Source organism: Sphingomonas brevis (assembly GCF_023516505.1).
GTDB classification, from domain to species: Bacteria; Pseudomonadota; Alphaproteobacteria; order Sphingomonadales; family Sphingomonadaceae; genus Sphingomicrobium; species Sphingomicrobium breve.
Genome location: NZ_JAMGBB010000001.1, coordinates 1,658,287 through 1,680,807 on the forward strand (window position 1 = coordinate 1,658,287; position 22,521 = coordinate 1,680,807).

31 protein-coding genes and 1 tRNA gene are annotated in these 22,521 nt (G+C 60.7%); 20 read left to right on the forward strand and 12 right to left on the reverse strand.

All coding sequences use genetic code 11. From position 1 onward, the window contains the following. Positions 1-162: 162 nt before the first annotated feature. The 3 genes from LZ518_RS08485 to LZ518_RS08495 are packed head-to-tail and all read right to left on the reverse strand — an operon-like array spanning position 163 to position 1,420. A complete protein-coding gene (locus LZ518_RS08485) occupies positions 163-594 on the reverse strand; it encodes a thermonuclease family protein (protein ID WP_249915567.1) in 432 nt (143 codons plus the stop codon). Next, complete coding sequence (locus tag LZ518_RS08490; RefSeq protein ID WP_249915568.1) at positions 591-1,106, reverse strand: zinc ribbon domain-containing protein; 516 nt, start codon at positions 1,104-1,106, stop codon at positions 591-593. The genes LZ518_RS08485 and LZ518_RS08490 overlap by 4 nt, the downstream gene beginning before the upstream one ends. Continuing rightward, entirely contained in the window at positions 1,103-1,420 is a 318-nt protein-coding gene (locus LZ518_RS08495) for an excalibur calcium-binding domain-containing protein (protein WP_249915569.1), read from the reverse strand. Before LZ518_RS08495 ends, LZ518_RS08490 begins: the two co-directional genes overlap by 4 nt. Before the next feature lie 166 nt (positions 1,421-1,586). On the opposite strand from LZ518_RS08495, the gene LZ518_RS08500 reads away from it, so the two are divergent. The 4 genes from LZ518_RS08500 to LZ518_RS08515 all read left to right on the forward strand — a co-directional run bounded on the left by LZ518_RS08500 (position 1,587) and on the right by LZ518_RS08515 (position 3,484). After that, positions 1,587-1,796 carry a hypothetical protein gene (locus LZ518_RS08500; protein WP_249915570.1) on the forward strand — a complete coding sequence of 70 codons (210 nt, stop codon included), beginning with the start codon at positions 1,587-1,589 and terminating at the stop codon, positions 1,794-1,796. Between the two features lie 365 nt (positions 1,797-2,161). Beyond that, a complete protein-coding gene (locus LZ518_RS08505) occupies positions 2,162-2,614 on the forward strand; it encodes a hypothetical protein (RefSeq protein WP_249915571.1) in 453 nt (150 codons plus the stop codon). A gap of 62 nt (positions 2,615-2,676) precedes the next feature. After that, positions 2,677-2,883 (forward strand): hypothetical protein, encoded by a 207-nt coding sequence (locus LZ518_RS08510; RefSeq protein ID WP_249915572.1) that lies wholly within the window; start codon positions 2,677-2,679, stop codon positions 2,881-2,883. A gap of 175 nt (positions 2,884-3,058) precedes the next feature. After that, complete coding sequence (locus LZ518_RS08515; protein WP_249915573.1) at positions 3,059-3,484, forward strand: hypothetical protein; 426 nt, start codon at positions 3,059-3,061, stop codon at positions 3,482-3,484. A 485-nt stretch (positions 3,485-3,969) separates the two neighbouring features. Here the strand turns inward: LZ518_RS08515 and LZ518_RS08520 are convergent, their stop codons facing one another. From LZ518_RS08520 to LZ518_RS08530, 3 genes are all read right to left on the reverse strand, one after another. Beyond that, the gene (locus LZ518_RS08520) at positions 3,970-4,740 is read right to left on the reverse strand and encodes a hypothetical protein (RefSeq protein WP_249915574.1); all 771 of its coding nucleotides are present in this window, start codon (positions 4,738-4,740) and stop codon (positions 3,970-3,972) included. Between the two features lie 1,160 nt (positions 4,741-5,900). Then, complete coding sequence (locus LZ518_RS08525; RefSeq protein WP_249915575.1) at positions 5,901-6,089, reverse strand: hypothetical protein; 189 nt, start codon at positions 6,087-6,089, stop codon at positions 5,901-5,903. Between the two features lie 16 nt (positions 6,090-6,105). Continuing rightward, the gene (locus tag LZ518_RS08530; RefSeq protein WP_249915576.1) at positions 6,106-7,422 is read right to left on the reverse strand and encodes a tyrosine-type recombinase/integrase; all 1,317 of its coding nucleotides are present in this window, start codon (positions 7,420-7,422) and stop codon (positions 6,106-6,108) included. 110 nt (positions 7,423-7,532) lie between these two features. On the opposite strand from LZ518_RS08530, the gene LZ518_RS08535 reads away from it, so the two are divergent. Both LZ518_RS08535 and LZ518_RS08540 read left to right on the forward strand, forming a co-directional pair. After that, positions 7,533-7,616: transfer RNA gene (locus tag LZ518_RS08535), tRNA-Ser, on the forward strand. Positions 7,617-7,680: 64 nt separating this feature from the next. Then, positions 7,681-8,454 (forward strand): sulfotransferase domain-containing protein, encoded by a 774-nt coding sequence (locus LZ518_RS08540; protein WP_249915577.1) that lies wholly within the window; start codon positions 7,681-7,683, stop codon positions 8,452-8,454. Position 8,455: 1 nt separating this feature from the next. On the opposite strand, the gene LZ518_RS08545 is transcribed toward LZ518_RS08540, so the two are convergent. From LZ518_RS08545 to LZ518_RS08555, 3 genes are all read right to left on the reverse strand, one after another. Then, on the reverse strand, positions 8,456-9,187 hold the full coding sequence (locus LZ518_RS08545; RefSeq protein ID WP_249915578.1) for a hypothetical protein: 732 nt from the start codon (positions 9,185-9,187) through the stop codon (positions 8,456-8,458). A 30-nt stretch (positions 9,188-9,217) separates the two neighbouring features. After that, positions 9,218-9,607, reverse strand: a complete 390-nt coding sequence (locus tag LZ518_RS08550) for a helix-turn-helix domain-containing protein (RefSeq protein WP_249915579.1) — start codon at positions 9,605-9,607, stop codon at positions 9,218-9,220. A gap of 178 nt (positions 9,608-9,785) precedes the next feature. Further along, positions 9,786-10,427: a hypothetical protein gene (locus tag LZ518_RS08555; protein ID WP_249915580.1), complete on the reverse strand. Its 642-nt coding sequence runs from the start codon at positions 10,425-10,427 to the stop codon at positions 9,786-9,788. Positions 10,428-10,813: 386 nt separating this feature from the next. On the opposite strand from LZ518_RS08555, the gene LZ518_RS08560 reads away from it, so the two are divergent. Next, on the forward strand, positions 10,814-11,320 hold the full coding sequence (locus tag LZ518_RS08560) for a CREC-EF hand family protein (RefSeq protein ID WP_249915581.1): 507 nt from the start codon (positions 10,814-10,816) through the stop codon (positions 11,318-11,320). A gap of 25 nt (positions 11,321-11,345) precedes the next feature. On the opposite strand, the gene LZ518_RS08565 is transcribed toward LZ518_RS08560, so the two are convergent. After that, positions 11,346-11,552: a helix-turn-helix domain-containing protein gene (locus LZ518_RS08565; protein WP_249915582.1), complete on the reverse strand. Its 207-nt coding sequence runs from the start codon at positions 11,550-11,552 to the stop codon at positions 11,346-11,348. Between the two features lies 1 nt (position 11,553). Next, positions 11,554-12,072 carry a DUF2975 domain-containing protein gene (locus tag LZ518_RS08570; RefSeq protein WP_249915583.1) on the reverse strand — a complete coding sequence of 173 codons (519 nt, stop codon included), beginning with the start codon at positions 12,070-12,072 and terminating at the stop codon, positions 11,554-11,556. 169 nt (positions 12,073-12,241) lie between these two features. On the opposite strand from LZ518_RS08570, the gene LZ518_RS08575 reads away from it, so the two are divergent. The 11 genes from LZ518_RS08575 (at position 12,242) to LZ518_RS08625 (ending at position 20,558) form a co-directional block, all read left to right on the forward strand. Further along, complete coding sequence (locus LZ518_RS08575) at positions 12,242-12,802, forward strand: DUF3617 domain-containing protein (RefSeq protein ID WP_249915584.1); 561 nt, start codon at positions 12,242-12,244, stop codon at positions 12,800-12,802. A gap of 83 nt (positions 12,803-12,885) precedes the next feature. Further along, positions 12,886-13,290, forward strand: coding sequence for a VOC family protein (locus LZ518_RS08580; protein ID WP_249915585.1), 405 nt, complete (start codon positions 12,886-12,888; stop codon positions 13,288-13,290). A gap of 17 nt (positions 13,291-13,307) precedes the next feature. After that, positions 13,308-14,171, forward strand: coding sequence for a diacylglycerol/lipid kinase family protein (locus tag LZ518_RS08585; RefSeq protein WP_249915586.1), 864 nt, complete (start codon positions 13,308-13,310; stop codon positions 14,169-14,171). A gap of 383 nt (positions 14,172-14,554) precedes the next feature. After that, on the forward strand, positions 14,555-16,432 hold the full coding sequence (locus LZ518_RS08590; RefSeq protein WP_249915587.1) for a ribonucleoside-diphosphate reductase subunit alpha: 1,878 nt from the start codon (positions 14,555-14,557) through the stop codon (positions 16,430-16,432). Positions 16,433-16,526: 94 nt separating this feature from the next. Next, a complete protein-coding gene (locus LZ518_RS08595; RefSeq protein ID WP_249915588.1) occupies positions 16,527-16,757 on the forward strand; it encodes a hypothetical protein in 231 nt (76 codons plus the stop codon). Then, positions 16,757-17,038, forward strand: a complete 282-nt coding sequence (locus LZ518_RS08600) for a hypothetical protein (RefSeq protein ID WP_249915589.1) — start codon at positions 16,757-16,759, stop codon at positions 17,036-17,038. Before LZ518_RS08595 ends, LZ518_RS08600 begins: the two co-directional genes overlap by 1 nt. After that, positions 17,038-17,382, forward strand: a complete 345-nt coding sequence (locus tag LZ518_RS08605) for a hypothetical protein (RefSeq protein WP_249915590.1) — start codon at positions 17,038-17,040, stop codon at positions 17,380-17,382. Before LZ518_RS08600 ends, LZ518_RS08605 begins: the two co-directional genes overlap by 1 nt. Before the next feature lie 3 nt (positions 17,383-17,385). Continuing rightward, positions 17,386-18,441 carry a ribonucleotide-diphosphate reductase subunit beta gene (locus LZ518_RS08610; RefSeq protein WP_249915591.1) on the forward strand — a complete coding sequence of 352 codons (1,056 nt, stop codon included), beginning with the start codon at positions 17,386-17,388 and terminating at the stop codon, positions 18,439-18,441. A gap of 7 nt (positions 18,442-18,448) precedes the next feature. Then, positions 18,449-19,342 (forward strand): hypothetical protein, encoded by an 894-nt coding sequence (locus LZ518_RS08615; protein ID WP_249915592.1) that lies wholly within the window; start codon positions 18,449-18,451, stop codon positions 19,340-19,342. Between the two features lie 42 nt (positions 19,343-19,384). Then, positions 19,385-20,011: an HNH endonuclease gene (locus LZ518_RS13560; RefSeq protein ID WP_249915593.1), complete on the forward strand. Its 627-nt coding sequence runs from the start codon at positions 19,385-19,387 to the stop codon at positions 20,009-20,011. A 364-nt stretch (positions 20,012-20,375) separates the two neighbouring features. Then, entirely contained in the window at positions 20,376-20,558 is a 183-nt protein-coding gene (locus LZ518_RS08625) for a hypothetical protein (RefSeq protein WP_249915594.1), read from the forward strand. A gap of 98 nt (positions 20,559-20,656) precedes the next feature. Here the strand turns inward: LZ518_RS08625 and LZ518_RS08630 are convergent, their stop codons facing one another. Next, positions 20,657-21,172, reverse strand: a complete 516-nt coding sequence (locus LZ518_RS08630; protein ID WP_249915595.1) for a thermonuclease family protein — start codon at positions 21,170-21,172, stop codon at positions 20,657-20,659. Between the two features lie 217 nt (positions 21,173-21,389). Here LZ518_RS08630 and LZ518_RS08635 point away from each other — a divergent pair, with 217 nt between their 5' ends. Further along, the gene (locus LZ518_RS08635; RefSeq protein WP_249915596.1) at positions 21,390-21,848 is read left to right on the forward strand and encodes a DpnI domain-containing protein; all 459 of its coding nucleotides are present in this window, start codon (positions 21,390-21,392) and stop codon (positions 21,846-21,848) included. 61 nt (positions 21,849-21,909) lie between these two features. Further along, positions 21,910-22,485: a hypothetical protein gene (locus LZ518_RS08640; protein ID WP_249915597.1), complete on the forward strand. Its 576-nt coding sequence runs from the start codon at positions 21,910-21,912 to the stop codon at positions 22,483-22,485. Positions 22,486-22,521: the final 36 nt, after the last annotated feature.

A 22,521-nucleotide genomic window follows, 5' to 3' on the forward strand; every position in this document is an offset into this window, starting at 1 on the left:
AACCCCTGTCACCTGTGGTGCCGAACCGGTGATGAACGTTCATTGCGCTCGTCTTAGCGCCTTTGCAATATCGCCTCGATGAACGGCCTATTGTGGCCGACATAGGTAACCAATGAGTCAAAAGTGAGTCCGTTCCCAGCGCTGCTGCTGTCGGAACATCGATTAAATGCACCTGTGGCTCCGCCAATAGCGATCCCATCGAAGCGCCAAGCCGGAACGGATCATCGCGCAATTTAGGTCGACGCCATTTGCGAGGATGCACCATGCTGCGGTTCGGCTGCCGCCCGCGCTGCCATTCGATCGGCAATTCATTGGTCGAGCGGCGACCCGAATGTGGCCAGTTGCCAGCCTTCCTCTCGGGCCGCCTAACAGGCCGACAAGTTGGTCTCTCGCTGCTTCTGCTGAGGCGTTGGGGCACGGCTGGCCCGGACTGCAACTGCCATCCATCTCGCGAGCAGCGATCCCGGCCAGGCGGACGCGCGGACCTTCAGCACACCATATCGGGCCGTCGCCATCCCAAACAGCAGTTGGGGTGCAAGTGAATGATTGGCCGGCGGTGACGATTTGTACCGCGAGTGAAAGCATCACAATCATGGGCCGAAGATATTGCCCGTCCAAGGTTTGATGTGCGCGTTACCGGCAACGAGCGTCAGCTGGTAGGACTCCTTCAGGCAATCGAGTTTGTAGACGTCCATCACTTCGCCATTTTCCTCGATCTGATGGAATGCCTTAGCCGCCTCACATCTGTATCCCGCGTCACGAACTCCGTCAGCTAGGTCGCTTAACGATACGTGCTTGCGCGGCTCGACGAGAAACGCCTGTGTTTCTGGCTCGCCAGCGATCGTGCGAATCATAATCGGCTCTTTGGCCGCAACAATTTTTTCAGGTTTGGTCGACGTTGCTGTCGGCTGCTGCTGAGAGCAGAACCAAACGAATAGAAGGATAAGGACGACCGGAATGGCCTTGGTCAGAGTGCCTTGCATGTCTTCGCTTCGCTGCGCGCGTTCGCCATCCAACACTTCAACTGCGGAAAAGCGATGACCGCAGAAGCGACAGACCTTTGCGGCAGACTGAATATTCTCAGCGCATTCCGGGCAGGCCCTCATTCGCAGCCCACCCCATCCCCGTCGCGGTCCAGGTGGCGTCCGTAGCCGGGATCGCCAGCACGAATGGGCGCGGCACCAGCCGCCCTAGCTTGCGAGCAATTGGCGAATTCCCGGCCGGGGCTGGATGACACTGCCTGAAGCGCGCGTTGCGGCGACGAGGCCGAGCCTCGATGGCAATGGTAGCCGCCGGTCTTGCGGTTGTTGTGGCAGCCCTCAGCATTGAGGCCACCCGGATGGGAAACGGCGGGCGCCGTAAGCGGCTGAGCGCCAGTCAGAGAAAAAGCGGCAAACGCCGCGAACAGGAACACGCGCATTACAAACCCCCCAGGCGCGATTCGGCGAACGAGTTGTGCATCTAACAGCAATCAAGCGCAATCAGACCGCCGACTATGCTAAGCGCAATCATCGCTGTGAATCGCGATATTCTAATGACCGTTTTCGACCCATTGCGGTCATTGGGTTTGATCGTATTCTTCACCGATGAGCATGAAGACCTGGACCCAGATCGTGAAAGGCGGGCTCATTTCCGTGTTGGCGATCTATATGGTTATGGGTCTGCTGATAACGGGGTGGAACGCGCTGGATTACTTTTGGGGCTGGGGAGAAGGCGCTACTCCGAAAGACATTTGGATAGGCCTACTGGTATTGATCGCTGCCCTGCCGATGGTGCTTCTCGTTCGTAAGCTCTAGCCCCCGTCTCCGAGTGTCCGCTTTCCACCCATCTTGTCGAGTGCGCCATGACCGGTAACCAACTGATGTGTGGAGTTATGACCCTCGTGTTTGCCGGGTTTCTCGTGGGTAGCCTTCTGACGGGCGTAACTTCTATGCCGAAGCCCGCGTGTCGGGAATCCGAGCCCAGGCTTTTCTGGTTTAGCGTCTTGTTCCAAGCGGCCGGGACTGTAGCCAGTACGGTTCTGCTGTTTACGATCTAATGTCCGCTTTCCACCCATTCCGGCCACAAACGACCCATTGCGGACCCAAGCTCGTCTGTTAGGCTCACTCCCGTTGCTGGGGGGTCGGCAACATGCACTTCCATCTGGCAGGAGACGCGCAGCATGAATCGTCGACGCGAATTCGCCCTTTTGGCTGGCTGTCTGGCCGTCGGAATTTTCATCGCCTTAAATTGGTCGCCGTTGTTGCCGTCGAAACATTCCGCTTCCCACGTCATAGCGGCCCTCAATTATCGCAATGAAGCGGCAACAATAGAAAACAAGGTGTGCGGACCCGGTGTTGCGTGCACCCCGTCTCAGGAAGATTGGGACGCCATTTATAGCTACTACGAGAGGGCGCTTAGCGAAGCTCGACAAGCCGATATTCTAGACTTGAATAGACAACATCCTGGCTTTGGCGACCATTTCAAGAATGAGTTTATTGAAGGTCTTGCTATGATTGTTGAGGCCGGAAACGAACCTGCGAAGCGTTCTGAGTCAATCGAGGGGCAAATTCTAGTGCACCGCTTCGGTGACTGGTTTGAAGCCAATGAAGACGCCATACGGAATGGAAAGTAACGCCCAGCGCTAGAGCAGCCGGACGAAATGCGCTAGGTTGATTGGGCTTGCAGCGCGGGGCGATGATGAAGGACCCGAAATACTCGATTTACACGGGTGCGAAGAACGCGAGCTTGCGCTTGATCGTGTGGCGGGATCGCGTCCTTCCCCCCGAGATCAACCCCGACGACTGGACGCTGGCCACGCATCTAGACGCGGACCAAGTGGGCGAGCACGGCGTCGAGGAGATAGAACAAAGAGGACTCTGGCTCTTCGCCCACTCCCCCTAACCAAGGTCTACCTTTCTTCCTCGTATCGTGGGTCGGACTGATTATCGGCGCGAAGTGGGCTTGGAATGAGCCTGCCGAGCCGGACGCTGATGTCCGCTTTCCACCCATTGCGGTCATAGCAAGACGGTCGGGCTAGCGACTAGCAAGGCAGGATGTTTCGCCAGCAGATGTCGAAATGCTCAGGGTCCATGCGAAATTGATTGGCAGGCCATTACGCCTTATCAACGACAATATGTCCAGGTACTCGCAGAGTGCACATGACGGTGATTATGATGGAAAGGGCTTCTCCCTTTCAGACATCTCACTGCCCAAGAAACTAGGGATCGGCTGCCTAGGCCTTCTTGTTGTCTGGCTTATTGTTGGGTTGGCCGTTGGTGGTGGGAATTCCGACGTTAAAACGGCCACGGTTCGGATGGATATGGATGATTGTGCCGCCACAATTAAGAGGACGGCCAACGAGCTAGGCGTCGAGCCGGTATCAATTGTTGAGACGGGGGCGCTAAAAATGGCGCGCTTCCCGACAACCGATGGTTCAGTGATCGTCACCTGCAGTGCGGATGGCGGTATGGCGGTGACTAAGTCTCCTTACAACGCACGTTGATGCGGTAACTAGACTGCACGCTTTTGACGAGTTTCGACCCAAAACGGGTTCATGATGCGGAACGTGCGGGCCGGTGTCCGGTCGAGCGGAGGGGCGAGCTTTCAACGATCCCCCGCCACTGAGCCGCTTTAAGCTTCGGTAAGCTGTCATGGCACTCCGGTTTGCCGTAATCGGGAGATGCTCGGTTTACGGCAGCCTAATAGTGGAGACGAAGATGGGAGAGCTGAGCGACGAGAAGCAACCGTAATACAAAAAGAATATCTTAGTTGGTCGGTGGGTTACGAGTTTCGATGCATTATACGTTCATGAACAAGGCGAGCCGGTTCGCCTAGGCGACTGAGAGCCGTCCGCCGTACTGGCCTGTTGGGTTTTCCATCCGGATGGTTCCTTTCATGCCTATTCCGAGGATCTGAATCACCAGGAAGGCCCTACCAAGCTGTGTTTGTGCGATTAACTTGCTTTTCATTCAGCACCCTTCCCTCAGTTTAGCCCTCCACGTGGAAGGGAAATTGATATGGCCGTCCGTTCAAGGTCACAACGACAATGAACTCCTTGCGTTTGGCACTGTCGCCGCCAGCTCTCCTGAATTTCAGCTTGTCGATCATCACTTGCCCGGCAAACCCGGTTCCCGGATCAATCGTCGTCGTTTCGAAATAGGTGTTACCTACATTGGCAACCAAATTGTCCAGGCCGGCTTGGATGTTGTTGATCTGATAGGTTGTCTGCTGCTGCTTAATGGCCGCCGCCGTCGGATCGTAATAGGTCCCACTCGTGTAGCTGCTTCCGCTGTAAGTGTATCGCCCATAGCCTCCGTAGCCGTACACGTTGCCACTTCCGGAGCCGTAGGTGCTTCCACTGTAGCTTCCATAGGAGTTGGCCGACGCCATGGCACCTGCCATGGCGGCTCCGAACTTGGCCCAATTGGCGCGGCTGTTCGCGATCTTCAGGACTTCATGCTCAGGCAAGGAGGCGACTGTGGTTCCATCCGGCAGCTGCGCCGTGATGCTTTCCGAGCCGACGGTGATCGGCTGGCCCGCCTTGTTGAACACGGCCACGGAGAAAATGAAGCGTCCCCATTGCTCGCCGGTTGGAGTGACGGTGACGGTGACCAGCTCGTCGTCGCGCTGCTTAGTGATGACGCCGCGGCTATACCTATCAGTGACACCCTGCTTGGCTGTGTCGAAGTCGAAGCCGGTGTCGGCAAAGACAGGCACGGACGCGCTGGCCAACGCCAGGGCCAAAATCAACTTACGCATATTGTCGGATTCCTTCTTCTGCCCGGATCGGTTGCACAATGAAATGTTTCGAAATCGTTAAAGGAACGTAACTGTCGCGCAGGCCGTTTCGCCGCGTCATTGCGGCCGGGGTTGAGCCGTTCCCGGTCGGGGACGCGCTCGGGAACGAGAGCCGCTTTTGGCCCCGAATAAGCCGATTATTGGCAGAAATCCGCCGTTCCCGGTCATCGTTCCCGGCGGGAATGGAGCCCTCGGGAACGCTCGAACAAGAATGGTAGTTTTCCGCCGTTTCTCGTTCCCGGCTGCTTGGGGACGACTTTGGCCGCTTTTGACCCATGTGTTTGTTTTACAAGGATTTCTGTAACCGTTCCCGTTCCCGTTCCCCTATATACATACATAGGTAGGGGGAGGGGTCGTTAGGACTCCCCCCCGCCCCTGCCTGCTATTGTTCGGGATAGAGGATGCGGGGCATGGCCGGGAATGAGAGGAGAGCTAAAGGGTGTCGATCGAGAGCGAGGGCGAGGGAAAAGGGACAGCCAGCCGGCCAAGCGGATCGGCGCGGCTGATCGGGGGACAGGGCGGTTAGGTGGATCGTTGCCAGTGGAAAGCAGAGAGGCAGCGAAAGAGACGCTGGCAGATGCGCAGGATTTAACATAATGTGGCAGTGGAGCTAATTGGCGCTCCAAAAGCTGACGCTCAATGCGCGGCAATTCTAGGGGCTGGGACATGGCGGGCGAGACGCATCACTTAGACGGCTGGATCAGCGAGCCATACGTTCTCGACAGAGTGCGGGCTGGCGTGGCGGCTATGCCCGGCCCGTTCAGAGCGCGCGCCATTGAGGAAGCAACGCGCCTCTCATCCGGCAAGGTCGCCTCACGCCTTAGGCGGCTAGTCGGCAAGGGCGAATTAGCGCGCATGAAGGTCAAGGTGACGCATCACTGGCCTAATCGTTGGCTGAAAGTTGCTCATCCTGGCCGGGCGCAAAAGCGGGTGTGGCTGTACTACCGGCCTCAGGACTTGGCGGCCAATAGCGCCACCCCTCGCCCTGCCTGTCGATGACTCCGCAATCGAGCGGAAGCGAGTCATGGGATTCAATGGGCAGGCCGCCCGCTACCCATGTAGCGCGACGGCCCTCACCCCTCCCAAATCGCTTCTAATTGGCTCCTATGCGGCTTGCCCTGTCAGTCTGCGTCGTCCCAGCCGTCTATTTCGGCAAGGTCGATGTGTTGAACGTCGCCCTGCTCGTCCGTGACGTCGAAGGCGACGGCCTTGCTAAAGGGGTCGAATTGAACCTCAAGCGCCTTCCGGGCCGCGTTTTCGGCGCTGTCGGCATCCACTACAATTTCCCATCTGACTAAATATCGGGTCATGTTCTCTCCTTCATCATCAGGCGCGGCGGATCGGAACCACGTTCTCGCCGGTCGGCTGCGCGGCCATAGGCACAACGGCGCGGCGGGCTAGGTCCTCAAGGGCGTCGGCCATGAAGCGGGTGTAGTTGCGCTCGATCATCGCCACGCTGGTATCGTGCAGCTGGGCGACAAGGCGAACCGGCAAGCCTTCCTTCAGGGCGCGGACAATCGAACTATGACGGAAGCTGTATGCCGATATGGCGCTGCCCAGCTTGGCGGCCTGGACGGCGGCTCGGAACGGCCGGGACATTTCCGCGGCTGACTGCCACGGTCCACGGCTCTCGCGCTCCCAGAGCTGGCCCTTCACCTGAACATGACGCCAGCGCTCTAGCAACGGCTCGCTCGCCTTGCGGCCCTTGGTGATAGGAAGCAGGGCGTCGATCACGTCTTGGCCGACGGGGACAGGGACAGCGGCGCGCTGGGCGCTGCCAACACGGCCTTTGCGGGAAGCGGGAACCATGATGCGAAGCCGGGCGGCCTGTACGTCGCCAACGGTCAATCGACGCAGCTGGGCAAAGCGCGCTCCGGTCGCGGCCATTAGCAGGGACAGGCGGTAAAGGTCGCCGTCCGGGTCGCTGTCGTGGATCGCCTTCAGGAGCTTGCGCGTCTCGTCGTCGGTTAGGAGCTTGCTCGCGTCGGCGGCTTCCTCAGCCGGTTCGTGGCTCTCACCCTTGGGCGAAGCCAAGCCTTCCTTGATGACGAGTTTCAGAGCGGCGCTGGGAGCGGCCTCATTGAGCGCGGCCTTCAAGTCGTTGGTGACGCGCTGGCGAGTGGCCGGCGCAACCGATAGCTTGGATCGCCAGCCGCGAAGCAGGGCGACGGTGAGGGTGTGAAGCTCCCTGTCCGCGAAGTCGTCGTTGTCGAGGACGTGGCGCTTTAGCTTCTGCGACGCGCCTGACTTCACGGCGCGGCCCTCTCGCTTGGTGAGCCGCGCGTCCATCGCCTTGATGTAGCGCTCCACGGCGGCGCGCACGGTCGACGCGGCTCCCTCGCCTAGAGCGTCGGCCTCGTTCGCCAGCTTGTCGAACCAATCGCGAGCGGCGGCCTGAGCCTGAGCGAAGCTGAGGACGTCGGTGCCGTTGGCGTCCAGGACGTCATCTGCCGTCCCTAGCCGCTTCTCTCGGTAGCTGCCCGGCTCCCCGGTGCGGGCGAACCACGTCCCGCCACGCGGCCCCTTGTAATAGCCGACATGTCGACCGCTCTCGATCGATCGATAATAGGGCTTCTTGCGCGGCTCCAATCGCTCCCGCGCGGCCCGGCTGTCTAGCCTCGCATCCTTCACCGTTCTCGCCACAAAATCGCTCCTTCAAAGACGTCCCCCTCAATTTCCCTAATATCCGCTGGCTTACGATTGCTTACGATAGCTTACGGTTTCTGGCTGTTTTCTGAGGGTTGCCAAACGTAGGCTTACGACCGATCACAGGCAAGCACCTATTTATCGGCCCTTTCACGGCTGAAACACGGGTTCGATTCCCGTAGGGGTCACCAATCATATCATTGAATATGAATGGTTTTCTGGGCGGTCAGATGCGGGTAGCTCAAACACTCCGCAATGACTTCGCGCCAGGCGCCCGGACCTCGCCATAATCAGCGAACCGGCGTATGGATGTTCCACACCTTGCGTACCCGCGGCGACATGGACTTCGACGATATCTCGCGCGTCGTTCCGTGGATCGAAACTTCGCAATTGGTGGGTGTCGACCTGAACGCGCCGCAACGTGCCTCTCCCCGCGGATTCAAGAGCCACTTGAGCTACGATACGATACCCAAGGGCGCGCGATATGTGGTTTCGCTGCGGGATCCGAAGGACGCCTTCGTTTCCATGTACCATTTCATGGTCGGCTTCATGATCGAACCCGGCGCAATTTCCCTGGAGGATTTCTTCGAGGCTTGGGTGTTGGGCGGCGGCCCGGGCGGAGAGGGATATTGGCGGCACCTCAAAAGTTGGTGGGCCGTCAGGCACGAACCGAACGTATTGCTGCTCTCGTATGCCGACTTAGTACGCGATCGGGCAGCATGCATTAAGCGGATGGCCGATTTCGCCGGCATAGCGCTTGACGACGTATTGCTGGACCTGACGCTTGAACGGACCAGCCGCGCCTACATGCTGGAACATGTCGACCATTTCGACGTGGCATTGCTCCCGCAAATGGCAGCGGGCAGGATGCTGGGAAACGACAGGGCCCAGGTGCGCCCCGGAACCGACGGCGATCACAAGTCCGAGATTCCCGCCTCCGTCGCCGAGAGGATTGACGCGATCTGGGAGAAGGAGATCGCCATCCCGCTCGGCATTGCCGACTTCAAATCGCTTGAGGCCATGCTCTGAGCTACATCAGATTGTTGGTCTTGATCGTCTTGCCGTCGGTCGTAACTGACGCATAGCCTTCCTGCCTGATGTCGTTGGCTGCAAGGCGGCCCGTCAAATCAAGGCGCAAGGTGTGGGTGCTGTTGAAGGCGCCGGGAGCGGACAGCCGAACCCCCGACCAGGCGTAGCGGCTGTAGACTCCGCCAAGCTTCGCCTTCTGGGCAGCCATGACCGACTTCAGCTCCGCCGCATTCACCTGCGACAGTGGGATGAGATAATCTTCGAGCTTGAACGTCGCCGCGTCCCCGCCTGCCACGGTGATATCGACCGGTTGCGGATCGCCGAACGTCCCGCTGCTGACATCCATCTGGACGCTGACCAGTTTCCGCGGATCCTTGGGATCCTGATATTCGACCGTGCAGATCGTCATCATGCCCTCCGGCTCCCGGGCATTGCTGTCGATGTCTTTGCCGGCGCTGAAGAATGACGTGATCTCCGAAACCTTGGTGTCCGCGCCAAGCTGCTCCGCCGCCGCGCGGAAGCAAACATCCGGGCCCGCGGCCAGCGAAAGCTCCCTTTCACCGACAACGCTACTGACCTGCGAGCCCGCCGAGCCTTCCTCGGCAGCACCGGCGGCAAGGTCGGGCTTGTCGGACAAATTCCCCGACGCGGCCTTGCTCCGATCGCAGGCGGAAAGGCCGAGGGAAAATATGGCAGTCATGCAGAGCATCACTGGCTGCAGCTTCAAATTCATTGGCAGTGGTTCCTTCAACTCAACAAGATTTCAAACCGCCGGAATCGCGTCGGCGGCGATCTCGGACATTCCAAACCCGTCGAGGCAGGACGTCATGAGCGCCTCGCCGCGGCTGGTCAGCTTGACGAAAATGCGATTGGTGCCGCGCCCGCCCGGAGTAAGCTCGACCATTCCGCGATCCTTAAGCGTATGGACCCAGCGCAGCGCGGTACTGAAGGTGGCATTGGTCGAACGGGTGAGCTCGGTCACGGTTGGCGACGGCAATGCCCTGCCGGCATAGAGGATCAGCAATATCTCCCAGGACGGTTCCTTGTTGAGGCCGCCCGGCAAGACTTCCGCTCTCCATCGGCGCAGCTGGACCAGCTGCGACGCCAATCTTGTCGGGCGATCCCGGCGATCGGGTTGAGCCATGATGTTCATTACTTTGCTGGAACGTAATCGGCGCTCAGCGGTCAACATGCCGGACCGACGAACGGCGCGATGACGCGACGAATTGCGCGTTCGGTTCAGGACTGATCGCTCGCCCGCAACGAAAAGGGCGTGACCGCTTTTGGCGGCCACGCCCTCCTCACACTCGCTGATCGGTTACGATTGCTGGTTAGTCGATCGGCGAGAAGCCGCAGGGGAAGCGGCGGTTGAGCTCTTCGGCACGCCGGATCTCGACCAGGCTCAGCGTGGCCGGCTTGGCCTGGATTGCACCAGCCTTCACCTGGACCGCGGCAGCCTTGGCGACGGTGGCGGGCTTGAGGCCGTTCATCAGGCGGATGCTCTTGGGAGCGACCGCGACCGTGGCGGGCTTCAGGCCGTTCATCAGGCGGATGCTCTTCGGGGCAACCGCGATCGTGGCGGGCTTGAGGCCGTTCATCAGACGGATGCTCTTCGGAGCGACCGCGACCGTGGCCGGCTTGAGGCCGTTCATCAGGCGGATGCTCTTCGGAGCGACCGCGACGGTGGTGGGCTTGAGGCCGTTCATCAGGCGGATGCTCTTCGGGGCGACCGCGACGGTGGCGGGCTTCAGGCCGTTCATCAGGCGGATGCTCTTCGGGGCGACCGCGACGGTGGCGGGCTTGAGGCCGTTGCCGGTGATCACGGCCCTGGTGCTAGCGATCGCTTGCGCGACCGACTTGGCAGCAAATTTGAGCGCCGGCGCGGCCGGCTTGGCCGCCGGGGCGACCGTGGCATGAGCGCCGGTCGAGACCAGCAACGCGCACAGAAGCAAAGATTTGCCGAGCTTAATCATTGAATTTTCCTCCGTGGCCACGTCGGCCAGCCACTATTGGTCGCCGCGTGAACAGGAAGGCGAATGACTCTCCTGGTGAGCAAAATGGATATGGATTGAGGGAAAGCGGCCTATGTTGCGGTGATTGGTGATTGGATGCGCCGAATGGCGAAATAGTGCGACGAACCGCAACCACTTGGCCTTCCGGAATCCCATAGCGGACGCCGCCGATGCCGGCGCATCGCCAGGCCGAGTCGGATCGCTTCCCGCATCGTTGCCGCACTTGCATGACGCCGCGATTCATGCGGCCATGGGCGCTCGGTTGCCTGACCGTTTTGGGTCTGCCCTTGCCTTGAAATTCGCGCCTGTCGGATTAGTCTTCGGACCAATTGAGCGGGAGGATGACCATGTCACGAACGACCTGGGTCACGATTGCCCTGTTCGGCGCAATGTCCGCCGGCACGGCGCACAGCCAGCAAAAAGCGGCAGTTGCGCCGGCACCTGCTCCGGCCGTCCAGCAGCCGATCGCCCGGGCTCAGTTCATCCGAGAGATGGACACCGAATTCAACAAGATCGACGCGGACAAGAATCGGCAATTGTCTCGCATCGAAATCGATCAATTCCAGAAGCTGCAGGCCATAGCCCAGGCCCAGTCGCGCAACCGCTCCCTGTTTGCCCAGTTGGATGCGGACCGCAACGGCCAGCTCAGCCAGGCGGAATTTGCCAAGCTTACCCCGCCACCGCCGACCGCCGGCGCCCAGCAAATGCTGACCCGCATGGATTCAAACCGGGATAACCAGGTCAGCCAGATTGAATATCGCGCGTCCACGCTGGTCAATTTCGATCGGCTCGATGCCGACAAGGACGGTTATGTCTCACCTGCCGAGATGAAGGCCGGGGGAATCGGCCGATAGGGTCGGCCGGCCCTGATCGCTCAAGCTAGTCGGATTGGAATTCGAGCAGGTCGCCGGGCTGGCACTGAAGCACGGCGCAGATCGCCTCGAGAGTGGAGAAGCGGATCGCACGCGCCTTGCCGGTCTTGAGGATCGACAGGTTGGCAAGCGTGATGTCGATCCGCTCGGCAAGCTCGGTCAGCGTCATCCGCCGGTCGTGAAGCAGATCGTCGAGCTTGACGGCGATCGCCATGTCAAACTGTCCCTTCCAGATCCTCACGCATCAGCGTGCCTTCGGCGAAGACCCGGGCCAGCACAAAGGTCAGGATGATCGCCAGCCAGCTGTTGATCGAGAATCCGGCGTCGAGGTGAAATGGATGCTCGGGCGTCGAGATGATCTTGCCGATACCGCCGATGGTTATGCTGATCAGTTGCATTGCCACCAGCAGCCAGGCGATCGCATGCAGCCGGTATGCATTGGCCGCCACGAACGGATCGCCGGCGCGGACCGTTTCAACCATTGCCAGCAGCCGCTTCAGGATCATGTAGCTTAGCGGGACCGCGGCTACCCCGAGTGCCGCGATGCCGCGCATCGCCCACATCACGGTTGCGGCATCCGACATGCCGGCCACGCCCAATGCGCGCATCGTCCAGGGCTGATTGATGAAGGTGAAGGCGAGCAGGCCCAGCACGCACGCCCCGAACAGCCAGTTGAGGACGATCAGGATGCGCAGGAAGACATAGGCGACAGGCAGGGCTGACGAGCGGCTCATTACGGTAACTCCCGAATCACTTATTGATAAACGATAAGTTATTTATCGTTTTTCAGCAAGTCTGGTTTGCACGCGCTGGTTCGGCGACGATTGCAATGAGGCCCAACTGCCATATGCTGCACGGCCGAGGCCCGGCGCCTGTCCGGCGTGGCCAACAGGGGGAAATGGCATGAAGCGCTTGATCCTGGCTTTGCCTTTATTCTGTCTCGCGGCGTGCGGTTCCGATCCCGAGGTCAAGGCCGACAATGCCAAGCCCTCCGAGGTTGCCGCCAAGATGCGCGACGCCGCCGGCAAGGGCAGCTTCGTTCGCCCCGGCCAGTGGGAGCAGACCGTCAGCCTGCTCAAGATCGAGGCGCCGGGAATGCCGCCGGAAGCCAGGGAATATATGCAGCGAGCGATGGGCACGGCGCAGGTGCACAATGTCTGCCTGAGCAAGGAGCAGGCCGAAAATCCGCGCGAGGATTTCTTCACCGGGGCCGACAAGAATTGCACTTACGAGCATTTCAACTGGGGCGACGGCAAGATCGACCTCAAGCTGATCTGCAAGCATGAACAGGCGGTCACTACCATGGCGATGGCCGGCACCTATTCGCCGGACAATTATGTGCTGACCATGACCAGCACCAACAATGCCGCGACCGAGTCCGGCGACATGGTGATGACGATGAAGGTCGAGGCGAAGCGGGTCGGCGAGTGCAAAGGCGGCGATACGCCGGTCGCCGCCAACTAGGCTTCACAAGGCCAATTCGCCGACTTGCCAGCCCAATCGTTCCTGCTATGTTCCGTCTCTAACTGACGAAGGGAGCGACTCGCATGATCGGTTACGTCACCTTGGGCAGCGACAATATGCCTCGCGCGCGGGCTTTCTACGACGAGCTGCTGGGCAGCACGATCGGCGCCAAGCGGATCATGGAATTCGGCGACGAGACGGGAGGCTTCACCATGTGGGGCACGGGTTTCGACAAGCCGGGGCTGGCCGTCACCACCCCCAACAACAAGGAGCCGGCGGTGGCCGGCAACGGCAACATGACTGCGATCGCGATGAACAGCCGCGACAAGGTCGACCAGATCTACGGCAAGGCGCTGGAACTGGGCGGGACATGCGAAGGCCCTCCCGGCGTGCGCGGCGATGAAGGGCCACAGGCCTTCTACGGCGCCTATTTCCGCGATCCCGATGGAAATAAGCTGGCGGCCTTTTGCATCGGACCGGCCGCATAGGAGTTTCCGCTTCCTGAATGGAAGCGTCCGTCATCCTGAATCGCAACAGATGCGGCCTCGACGAGGTCGCGGCGGCCCTGCGCGCGGCCGGTATTGAGGCGAAGGTCGACGCGGTCGACGGCGACCTGATCGCGGACCGCGTCGAGGCCGCCGTCAAGGCCGGGAGCAAGCTGATCATCGTCGGCGGCGGCGACGGCAGCGTCAGCAGCGCGGCCCAGGCGGTGGCCGGGACGGATGCCACGCTCGGCATCCTGCCGCTGGGGACCCTCAATCATCTGGCGCGCGACCTCGGCATTCCATTCGATCTGGCCAAGTCGGTCGACGTAATTGCCGGCGGGCAAGCGCGTGCGATCGACGTCGCCGAGGTCAATGGCCGCATCTTCGTCAACAATGCCGCGATCGGCCTCTATCCGCTGATGGTGATGGACCGCGAGCTTCAGCAGCAGCGGCTTGGCCGGTCGAAGCGGCTGGCGATGCTGGTCGCCTCATTGAGGACGCTCACCCGGTTTCATCACCAAAGGCTGCGGATCGGCGCCGATGGCGGCGAAGCCCGGATCGATACCCCGCTGCTGTTCGTGGGCAATAATGATTATCAGCTGGCGCTTCCCGCCGCCGGCCAGCGCGACCGGCTCGATGACGGGCAATTATGCGTGATGGTGATGCGCAAGAAGGGCGTTCCCGGATTCCTCGCCGCGGTCATGCGCGCGCTGCTTGGCATTCCGCGGCCCGACGACATGGTACGCCTCGACACTGTCTCCAGCCTTGCCGTCGATAGCGCCCGCTCGGCGGTCACCGTGGCGCTGGATGGCGAAACGCTGGCGATCAAGCCGCCGCTCATATTCCGGATCCGGCCAGGCGCGCTGAAGGTGATCGCGCCGTAAGGCCGATCGTTTCGCGGATGGACCGTTAACCGAGCGATCCGTGGCTCACCGCAACGGGTCTCCCAATGTTCGTGACTCAAAGGTCACAGCCCCTCTCTGGGGGCTCATAAATTTTCACATCGCATTAATTTATATCTTGCGTCCCAGCCCCGTTTAGACACAATATCTGGTTTCAACGTTGGGGGGTTACTCAATCTATTGTGGTTGGGACGGAAGATGACTATCTTCCGTATGCGCCCGCTCGTGCCCTGTGGATATCGGGGAAACGGGCCACGAAAAACCCCCGCGGCGCTTGAAAATGGAGTAGGTTCGGGGCCATGGCACCGAGTCGAACAGAAGTAGAACAAGCCGTCATCGAACGGCCGCAGGAACGGGGAAGTACGATGGATTTTGCAACCACGAGCGAAGTAAGCTCCGACGACGTCTCGCACGCCGAGACCAAGCGCGACAGCAAGACCGTCGATGCCAAGAAGTTCGACGTCGCCACCGATTCGGAGCGTGATTCGCGGCTGACCGAGTTCGGCAAGGAAACGCTGCGCGACCGCTATTTGCTGCCCGGCGAATCCTACCAGGACCTGTTCGCCCGCGTCGCCGCCGCTTACTCGGACGACGCCGGCCATGCGCAACGCGTCTACGATTATATTTCCAAGCTGTGGTTCATGCCGGCGACGCCCGTGCTGTCGAACGGCGGCACCGGCCGCGGCCTCCCGATCAGCTGCTACCTGAACAGCGTCGACGACAGCTTGCGGGCGATCACCGATATCTGGAATGAGAATGTGTGGCTGGCCTCCAAGGGCGGTGGCATCGGCACCTATTGGGGCAATGTCCGGGGGATCGGTGAGTCGGTCGGCCTCAACGGCAAGACCAGCGGCATCATTCCCTTCGTCCGGGTGATGGACAGCCTGACGCTCGCCATTTCGCAGGGCTCCCTGCGGCGCGGTTCGGCCGCCTGCTACCTCGACATTTCGCACCCGGAGATCGAGGAGTTCCTCGAGATCCGCAAACCGTCGGGCGACTTCAACCGCAAGGCGCTGAACCTGCACCATGGCGTGCTGGTCACCGACGAATTCATGGAAGCCGTCCGCGACGGAAGCGAGTTCATGCTCCGCAGCCCACGCGACGGAAGCGAGCGCGGCAAGGTCGACGCCCGCTCGCTGTTCCAGAAGCTGGTCGAGACCCGGCTTGCGACCGGCGAGCCCTACATCATCTTCATCGACCAGGTGAACCGGTCGATGCCCAAGCATCACCGGGACCTCGGCCTCAAGGTTTCGACCTCCAACCTCTGCAGCGAGATCACGCTTCCGACCGGCCGCGACCATCTGGGCGCCGATCGCACCGCGGTCTGCTGCCTCTCGTCCCTCAATCTCGAAACCTGGGATGAATGGAACGGCGACAAGCAGTTCATCGAGGATGTGATGCGCTTCCTCGACAATGTCCTTTCCGACTATATCGCCCGCGCGCCGGACGAGATGGCCCGCGCCAAATATAGCGCCGAGCGCGAGCGCAGCGTCGGTCTCGGCGTGATGGGCTTCCACAGCTTCCTCCAGGCGCGCGCCCTGCCGTTCGAAGGCGCCATGGCCAAGTCGTGGAACATGCGCATCTTCAAGCATATCCGCGCCCAGGTCGACGAAGCGTCGATGATGCTGGCGCAGGAGCGCGGCCCCTGCCCCGACGCGGCCGACATGGGCGTGATGGAGCGGTTCAGCTGCAAGATGGCGATCGCGCCGACCGCGTCGATCTCGATCATCGCCGGCGGCACTTCGGCCTGCATCGAGCCGATCCCGGCCAACATCTACACCCACAAGACGCTGTCCGGCAGTTTCTCGATCAAGAACCCGTACCTTGAGAAGCTCCTCACCGAAAAGTCGAAGAATGCCGAAACGGTGTGGAGCTCGATCCTCGAGCGGGGCGGCTCGGTCCAGCACCTCGACTTCCTCACGACCGAGGAAAAGGACGTCTACAAGACATCGTTCGAGATCGACCAGCGCTGGCTGCTCGAGCTTGCCGCCGACCGCACGCCCTACATCGACCAGGCGCAGTCGCTGAACCTGTTCATCGCCGCCGACAGCGACAAGTGGGACCTGATGATGCTCCACTTCCGCGCGTGGGAGCTGGGCATCAAGTCGCTCTATTACCTCCGTTCCAAGTCGGTGCAGCGCGCCGGTTTCGCCGGCGGCGTCGAGGCCGACAACACGACCGACCTCAAGGAAATCCAGCTCGCGTCGAGCACGGATTACGACGAGTGTTTGGCGTGTCAGTGATGGTTCGTCTTGTCGCCCCAGCGAAGGCTGGGGCCCATGTCCTCGACGGCATGGATGCCAGCCTTCGCTGGCATGACGGAAAAGGATTCAACCAATGACCACGATGCAGATCGTCGAGCTGGCCGCCGCGGCGGCCCTCGTCCTGCTGTCGGTGGTGGTCTATCGCCGCAAGGGCGCGGAGGGCCAGGGCGGCTATGGCAACCAGGGCTCGGTGATCGTCCTGTTCATCGCCATCCTCCTCGCCGTCCACGGGCTCGGCCTGCTCGAATATCGGCCGTCGCAGGCAGAGATTGACCATGCCGCCGAGCAGGGAGGCAGCCAGTGATGAGCAGCACAATGAAGCGGATCGCACTCATTCTCGCCGCGTCGCTGGCGCTTTCCGCCTGCGTCGCGACCGTGACGCAGAGCACGGTCCAACCCGAGGCGCCCGGCTTCCTGCTGGGCGTGTGGCACGGCTTCGCCTTCCCGGTGACCTTCATCCTTTCGCTCTTCGTCGGCGACATCGCCATCTATGCCGTCCCCAACAACGGCCATTTCTACGATTTCGGCTATTTCGTCGGCATCTGCTTCCTGGGTGTCGGCGCGCGGAGCTCGAGGCGGCGGTGATGGCCTATCGCGACACCGACACCGGCTTCCTGCCGCTCGACCAGCATGAGCGCCCGCCGACCATGTTCGAATGGGTCGTCGCGGCCTTCGCCGTGCTGGTCGCGGTAGTGATGGTCCTGTCGGCCATCGCCGGCGAATCCGCCCCCGTGTGGCTGCGGCAGCTGCGCCTGTGGCCGATCGCCTTCGTCGAGCTGGCGGTGGCCTGGACCATGTGGCTCCGCGCCAATTCCAAGCGGCCCGAAGACAGCTATTCGCCGAGCAGCCTCAAGCTGCTGGCCCTCACCCTATCCCTGCTCGGTGTGGCGACGCTCGCCATCGCCACCAACCTGTTCAAAGGAGCGTAACCGATGCCACTGCTCGAAGCCCGCAAGCAGTATAAACCGTTCGAATACCCCTGGGCGTTCGATTTCTGGAAGCGCCAGCAGCAGATCCACTGGATGCCGGAGGAAGTCCCGCTGGGCGAGGATTGCCGCGACTGGGCGCAGAAGCTGACCGAGGGCGAGCGCAACCTGCTGACTCAAATCTTCCGCTTCTTCACCCAGGCCGATGTCGAAGTGCAGGATTGCTACCACGACAAGTACGGCCGCGTGTTCAAGCCGACCGAGATCAAGATGATGCTGGCCGCCTTCTCCAACATGGAGACGGTGCACATCGCCGCTTATTCGCACCTGCTCGACACGATCGGCATGCCCGAAAGCGAATATGGCATGTTCCTTCAGTATAAGGAGATGAAGGACAAGCACGACTATCTGGCGACCTTCGGCGTCGACAGCGACGAGGACATCGCCCGCACGCTGGCCATGTTCGGCGGCTTCACCGAAGGGCTGCAGCTGTTCGCCAGCTTCGCCATGCTGATGAACTTCCCGCGCTTCAACAAGATGAAGGGCATGGGGCAGATCGTCAGCTGGTCGGTCCGCGACGAGAGCCTGCATTGCGAAGGCATCACCCGCCTGTTCCACGCCTTCGTCAAGGAACGCGACTGCCTGACCAATGCGGTGCGCGACGACATCATCGACTGCTGCCAGAAGACGGTTCGGCTGGAGGATGCGTTCGTCGACCTGGCGTTCGAGTTCGGGCCTGTCGAGGGCATGACCGCCAAGGAGATCAAGAAGTATATCCGCTACATCGCCGACTGGCGGCTGGGGCAGCTGGGCTTCAAGCCGATCTATATGGTCGACGAGCACCCCCTCCCCTGGCTCGCGCCGTTGCTGAACGGCGTCGAACACGCCAACTTCTTCGAAACCCGCGCGACCGAATATTCGAAGGCCGCGACCCGGGGCACGTGGAACGACGTGTGGGACAATTTCGACCGGCGCCAGAAGGCCAAAGCGGCGAACGACGCACCGGCCGGCGAAGGCGACGGCGAGGATATGTTCGCGAGAGCTGGAGTGGCGGCGGAGTAGAGGGGCAGTGGCAACCCTGACGGACGGCATCAAGGATCTCGTTCGTCCGCCTTTCGCAAACTACGATGTAGTCGTCTATTTCGGCTGCGGCCTATTTTCGCTGCCTTTCTTATTTCACTACATCGCTTCCCCGAAGGAGGCTGGCTTCCTAGCGCTCGAAGTTGCGACTGGCGTGCCATTCGCGGACTCCGCAATAAAGACGCTGTTTGCGCTGTTTGCGGTTTACATTCTTGGCCACCTCTTAGCGTTTTTGTCATCCCTTTTCGTGGAAAAGACTGCCGAACTCTTGTTGGGTAAGATGAGCGACGCGAGCATCCTCGGGCACCGTCGCCGGGATCAACAATCATTCGATGAGATCAAGGATTGGGTGAAGCGCCGCTGGAAGTTGGCATGGCGGAAAGGTTCTCGCGCTCGTAGCCTCATCCGCCTTCTATTCTTCTTTCCCGTCTCTTTCTCTTTTGTGTTGGCCTACGCGATAAAATGGTTCGGTTATTTCACGAGCCGAATTCCCGAGGCAGTATATGAGCGTGTAAAAACGAGGCTACAGAACAAGCGCCTCCCAACGCCCGGACACACTAAAGATTGGTACAAGGCGACAGAGCATTACGTCATAGCCAACGACCCTACCGCCGTTCCAAGAATGTACAATTATTTGGTCATAGGCGGACTCTTCCGCTCGCTAACTTTCTTATTTGCTTGTTGCGCTTGGATGGAATTTGCCCGCCTCGTCGGTGCTTTCTATCAAGACACCTTCCCTACAGATGCGATTAGCGATTGGCAGCCGATCGTGAAGGTAGCGATGTATAACCTTCTCTTCGCATTCAGCTTCGCATCTTATGTCAAATTCTCGAGGCGCTATGCCGAAGAAATGCTGTTCTCGTTTGCGCTTCGTAGACCTTGATTAGGATGACGGTGACAGTGCACAAATCTTCATGAGCCGCCGGTGAAACGTTGCTTCAAAGGGCCGATTGTAGAAATCTTTGAGGCTGCCTCGCTCCTCAGTAACGCGGCGGACGCCCATCTGGCGGGCAATCCCGATCAGGCAGCCACGTTGCTAGTTCAAGCCGACTTGCCGGCGATTTCGGCATGGACTGAATCCATCTGGGGCAAGTCCAATCCAGAAATTCATTGGAAGATTGCGCAGGCCGATCCGTTACCGTTTCTTAGCCAAGCGCTGCGACCACAACCGCGCATGCCGGGCGCAGCGCTTCAGCGAGAAATCATCCGGCGCGACGGCTATCATTGTCGCTTCTGCGGCATTCCGGTCGTGCCCTCAAAAATCCGTCAAAAGCTGGCTCGACTGTACCCTGAGAGCGTGCGCTGGGGCCGTCGCAATCATGATCAGCATGCCGCCTTGCAATGCATGTGGCTTCAATTTGACCACCTAATTCCAAACCAGCGCGGCGGCGCCAGCACGCTCGAAAACCTGATTATCACCTGTGCGCCGTGCAACTTTGGTCGGATGGAGCAGACGATCGAGGAAGTAGGTCTGCTAAATCCGTTCAATCGAGACATCGTCGCGAGTTGGCCCGGCTTTGATCGATGGGACGGTTTAACCCGGTTGTTTTGAAACTCGGAAACTGACGCGACGGCTTCCCGGTACGCCTTCCTAAGCGCCGAACTGCAACCTCTAGCGGCCAACGCCCTGCCGCGCGCTTGCGCCCTCTCCCGACCCGCAGCATAACCATTCCCGCAGCCGCCACGCACGGCTGCCGGGGCTAGTAATCCCGTAACCAGAGCGATGGCTGAGCGTTATCAGCCACGCACCCGCGCCTTTTTGGTCGGGGAGCCTGCGACGTATGTCCAGGAGCCTCGGTTCTAAAGGTCGTAGGGGCCGGCTCTGGTCGGTTTTACTACTCCCCGATCGCCAAGGATCGTGGTGTGTCGAGAGCGGGGGCGGACCGCCATCTCGACCCATCGGTGGGATGGGACAAATGAACATCGATATCGTTTGCGGGGACTGCGGCGGAAGGAACGTCCGGCGCGATGCCTGGGCCGAGTGGGATCGCGACCGGCAGACTTGGGTGCTGGGCGAGATATTCGACTACGGCCATTGCCACGATTGCGAAGAGGAGAGCCGGTTGGAGGAACTCCCTTACGTCGGGAAAGCTCGCTGAGCGTCACCCCGGACTTGATCCGGGGTCTGCCTTACTTTCCGGTCGCTTGAAGAAAAGGCGGATGCCGGGTCAAGCCCGGCATGACGAGGTAACGCGCACTAACACCAACTCTGCTTCGGCCCGCCATTGTAGCGGTAGGCTAGGCCGTCAGCGATCAGCGTGTCGGCGACCGATACGCCATCGACTTTCACGATCCTGAGCTTGCGGCCATATCGGTCCTCGTCGCGGTCGATGGTGGACAGGCTGACCACGCCGCCATTGACCAGCTGGTGCAGCCGCCGCGTCGCCCGGTCGCCAAGCGACTTTTCATCGGCGCAGCCGAAATCGTGGGTTTCCGGCGTGTCGAGGCCAACGATGCGGATGTTCTGGCCGTGGAACCAGATGGTGTCGCCATCGACCACGCAATTGGTGCCGCCGCCGGTATGGCAATAGCCGAAGCTTTCCCGGACTCCGCGGCTGTCGAGCAGGGCCTGTTTCTCCGTGGCATAGGATGACGCGTTGCTGTCGGCCATGACCGATGCGACCCCAACCAGCGCGGCAATTGCAGCGAGCCCCCACAGCCCGCGATACCATCCAGCCCGTGGTCGCTTCGCCTCGGGCCAATAGCTCGACAAGTCCTGCTTGCCCCCCTTGATTACCCGAAACTGTCGCCTTCCGCGCGCTCTCCCGCGCCCAGGCCCACGCCCACGTCCGTGCATCGCCATCCCCCTGCGAGGGCCAGCTTAACTGGGGGCGCGTTCTCTAACCATATTGAAAGTTGACAGTTCGCCAATCTATTGTCGGCGCTCGGGCCGCCCCATCAGGACGGCCTCGAAGGGGGCATTAAACGTCTTGGCGACCGAGAAGCAAAAGCTGGGCGAGTTTGGGGAGAAGCTGGTGGCGGCCAGCTGCCCTTGCCCCAGATGCAAGGGTCCCAAGACCTTCAAGCGGCTTCCGCCAAATTTCAAATGTGCCGACCTGATCTGCGATTTCTGCGGCTTCCTGGCGCAGGTGAAAGCCTGCACCGTCAAGGATGTGAATACGGCGCCCGATTCAATCCTCGGAGCTGCATGGGGTCCGCAAGAGAAGCGGATGGCTTCGGCGATCTATTTCCCGCTCTACGTCGTCGCACTCAGCGCCGACGGGAAGCTGCACGCCATCTATTATCTGTCGGCAGACCTGCAGGAGCCCGACATCTTCGAAGCCCGTAAGCCACTAACCGCCGAGGCAAAGCGAGCGGGCTGGCAGGGGTTCTACTACCGCCTGGCCCACATCAAGGACCGGCTGGTCAGACTTTACCCTAAGCCTTAATTTTTGCTGTCCTACAGCAACCTATTTGGTTCATAGACGCCGCCCATTTTGAGGAGGCGATATGGATTATCCACTTGGCGACGAAGCATCCGGGCCGCTGGTTTTCGCGCCCGTCGCGGTCAAACCCCGCCACGACGGCTGGACCGCCGAACGCCAGCGCGCCTTCATCGCCGTATTGGCGGAAACCGGGTGCGTCAGCGAGGCTTGCGCCGAAGTCGGCATTACGCCTCGCTCAGCCTATCGATTGCGGGAACATCCCAAGGCCAAGGCATTCTGCGAAGCATGGGACCATGCGCTGTCCTTCGCCTCGGCCCGCCTCACCTCGATCGCGTTCGAGCGCGCCGTCCATGGCAGCGTCGAGCGCATCTATCGGAACGGGGAACTGGTCGAAGAACGGCGCAAGCCCAGCGACAAGCTGTTGATGTGGCTGCTCGGTCAAGTCGATCCGGCCGGCTTCGGCTGGCTCAATCGCATGCCCGGCGGGGCGCCGGACTTGAGCTACTACAAGCTGCAACATGCCCGGAAGCAGATGCCGAAGGAATTGCGCAAGCTATCGGACATCGATGGTGATGATTGCCCCGCGGTGCCGAACCGCGCATCGGACCTGGACCCTTATGAGGAGGAGCAACCCGCCTGACTCGTGCGGGCGGGCCCACGTGCGCGCACGTGCGCG

Coding starts and splice junctions, on each gene's coding strand:
- LZ518_RS08565 (WP_249915582.1), bottom strand. CDS start 11,552: ATGGCGATCGCCGTCAAGCTCGACGATCTGCTTCACGACCGGCGGATG.
- LZ518_RS08555 (WP_249915580.1), bottom strand. CDS start 10,427: ATGATTAAGCTCGGCAAATCTTTGCTTCTGTGCGCGTTGCTGGTCTCG.
- LZ518_RS08525 (WP_249915575.1), bottom strand. CDS start 6,089: ATGACCCGATATTTAGTCAGATGGGAAATTGTAGTGGATGCCGACAGC.
- LZ518_RS08625 (WP_249915594.1), top strand. CDS start 20,376: ATGAACATCGATATCGTTTGCGGGGACTGCGGCGGAAGGAACGTCCGG.
- LZ518_RS08605 (WP_249915590.1), top strand. CDS start 17,038: ATGGCCTATCGCGACACCGACACCGGCTTCCTGCCGCTCGACCAGCAT.
- LZ518_RS08580 (WP_249915585.1), top strand. CDS start 12,886: ATGATCGGTTACGTCACCTTGGGCAGCGACAATATGCCTCGCGCGCGG.
- LZ518_RS08485 (WP_249915567.1), bottom strand. CDS start 594: ATGATTGTGATGCTTTCACTCGCGGTACAAATCGTCACCGCCGGCCAA.
- LZ518_RS08550 (WP_249915579.1), bottom strand. CDS start 9,607: ATGAACATCATGGCTCAACCCGATCGCCGGGATCGCCCGACAAGATTG.
- LZ518_RS08490 (WP_249915568.1), bottom strand. CDS start 1,106: ATGAGGGCCTGCCCGGAATGCGCTGAGAATATTCAGTCTGCCGCAAAG.
- LZ518_RS08595 (WP_249915588.1), top strand. CDS start 16,527: ATGACCACGATGCAGATCGTCGAGCTGGCCGCCGCGGCGGCCCTCGTC.
- LZ518_RS08520 (WP_249915574.1), bottom strand. CDS start 4,740: ATGCGTAAGTTGATTTTGGCCCTGGCGTTGGCCAGCGCGTCCGTGCCT.
- LZ518_RS08510 (WP_249915572.1), top strand. CDS start 2,677: ATGATGAAGGACCCGAAATACTCGATTTACACGGGTGCGAAGAACGCG.
- LZ518_RS08640 (WP_249915597.1), top strand. CDS start 21,910: ATGGATTATCCACTTGGCGACGAAGCATCCGGGCCGCTGGTTTTCGCG.
- LZ518_RS08590 (WP_249915587.1), top strand. CDS start 14,555: ATGGATTTTGCAACCACGAGCGAAGTAAGCTCCGACGACGTCTCGCAC.
- LZ518_RS08515 (WP_249915573.1), top strand. CDS start 3,059: ATGCTCAGGGTCCATGCGAAATTGATTGGCAGGCCATTACGCCTTATC.
- LZ518_RS08500 (WP_249915570.1), top strand. CDS start 1,587: ATGAGCATGAAGACCTGGACCCAGATCGTGAAAGGCGGGCTCATTTCC.
- LZ518_RS08505 (WP_249915571.1), top strand. CDS start 2,162: ATGAATCGTCGACGCGAATTCGCCCTTTTGGCTGGCTGTCTGGCCGTC.
- LZ518_RS08575 (WP_249915584.1), top strand. CDS start 12,242: ATGAAGCGCTTGATCCTGGCTTTGCCTTTATTCTGTCTCGCGGCGTGC.
- LZ518_RS08570 (WP_249915583.1), bottom strand. CDS start 12,072: ATGAGCCGCTCGTCAGCCCTGCCTGTCGCCTATGTCTTCCTGCGCATC.
- LZ518_RS08610 (WP_249915591.1), top strand. CDS start 17,386: ATGCCACTGCTCGAAGCCCGCAAGCAGTATAAACCGTTCGAATACCCC.
- LZ518_RS08545 (WP_249915578.1), bottom strand. CDS start 9,187: ATGAATTTGAAGCTGCAGCCAGTGATGCTCTGCATGACTGCCATATTT.
- LZ518_RS08495 (WP_249915569.1), bottom strand. CDS start 1,420: ATGCGCGTGTTCCTGTTCGCGGCGTTTGCCGCTTTTTCTCTGACTGGC.
- LZ518_RS08560 (WP_249915581.1), top strand. CDS start 10,814: ATGTCACGAACGACCTGGGTCACGATTGCCCTGTTCGGCGCAATGTCC.
- LZ518_RS08585 (WP_249915586.1), top strand. CDS start 13,308: ATGGAAGCGTCCGTCATCCTGAATCGCAACAGATGCGGCCTCGACGAG.
- LZ518_RS08540 (WP_249915577.1), top strand. CDS start 7,681: ATGACTTCGCGCCAGGCGCCCGGACCTCGCCATAATCAGCGAACCGGC.
- LZ518_RS08600 (WP_249915589.1), top strand. CDS start 16,757: ATGAGCAGCACAATGAAGCGGATCGCACTCATTCTCGCCGCGTCGCTG.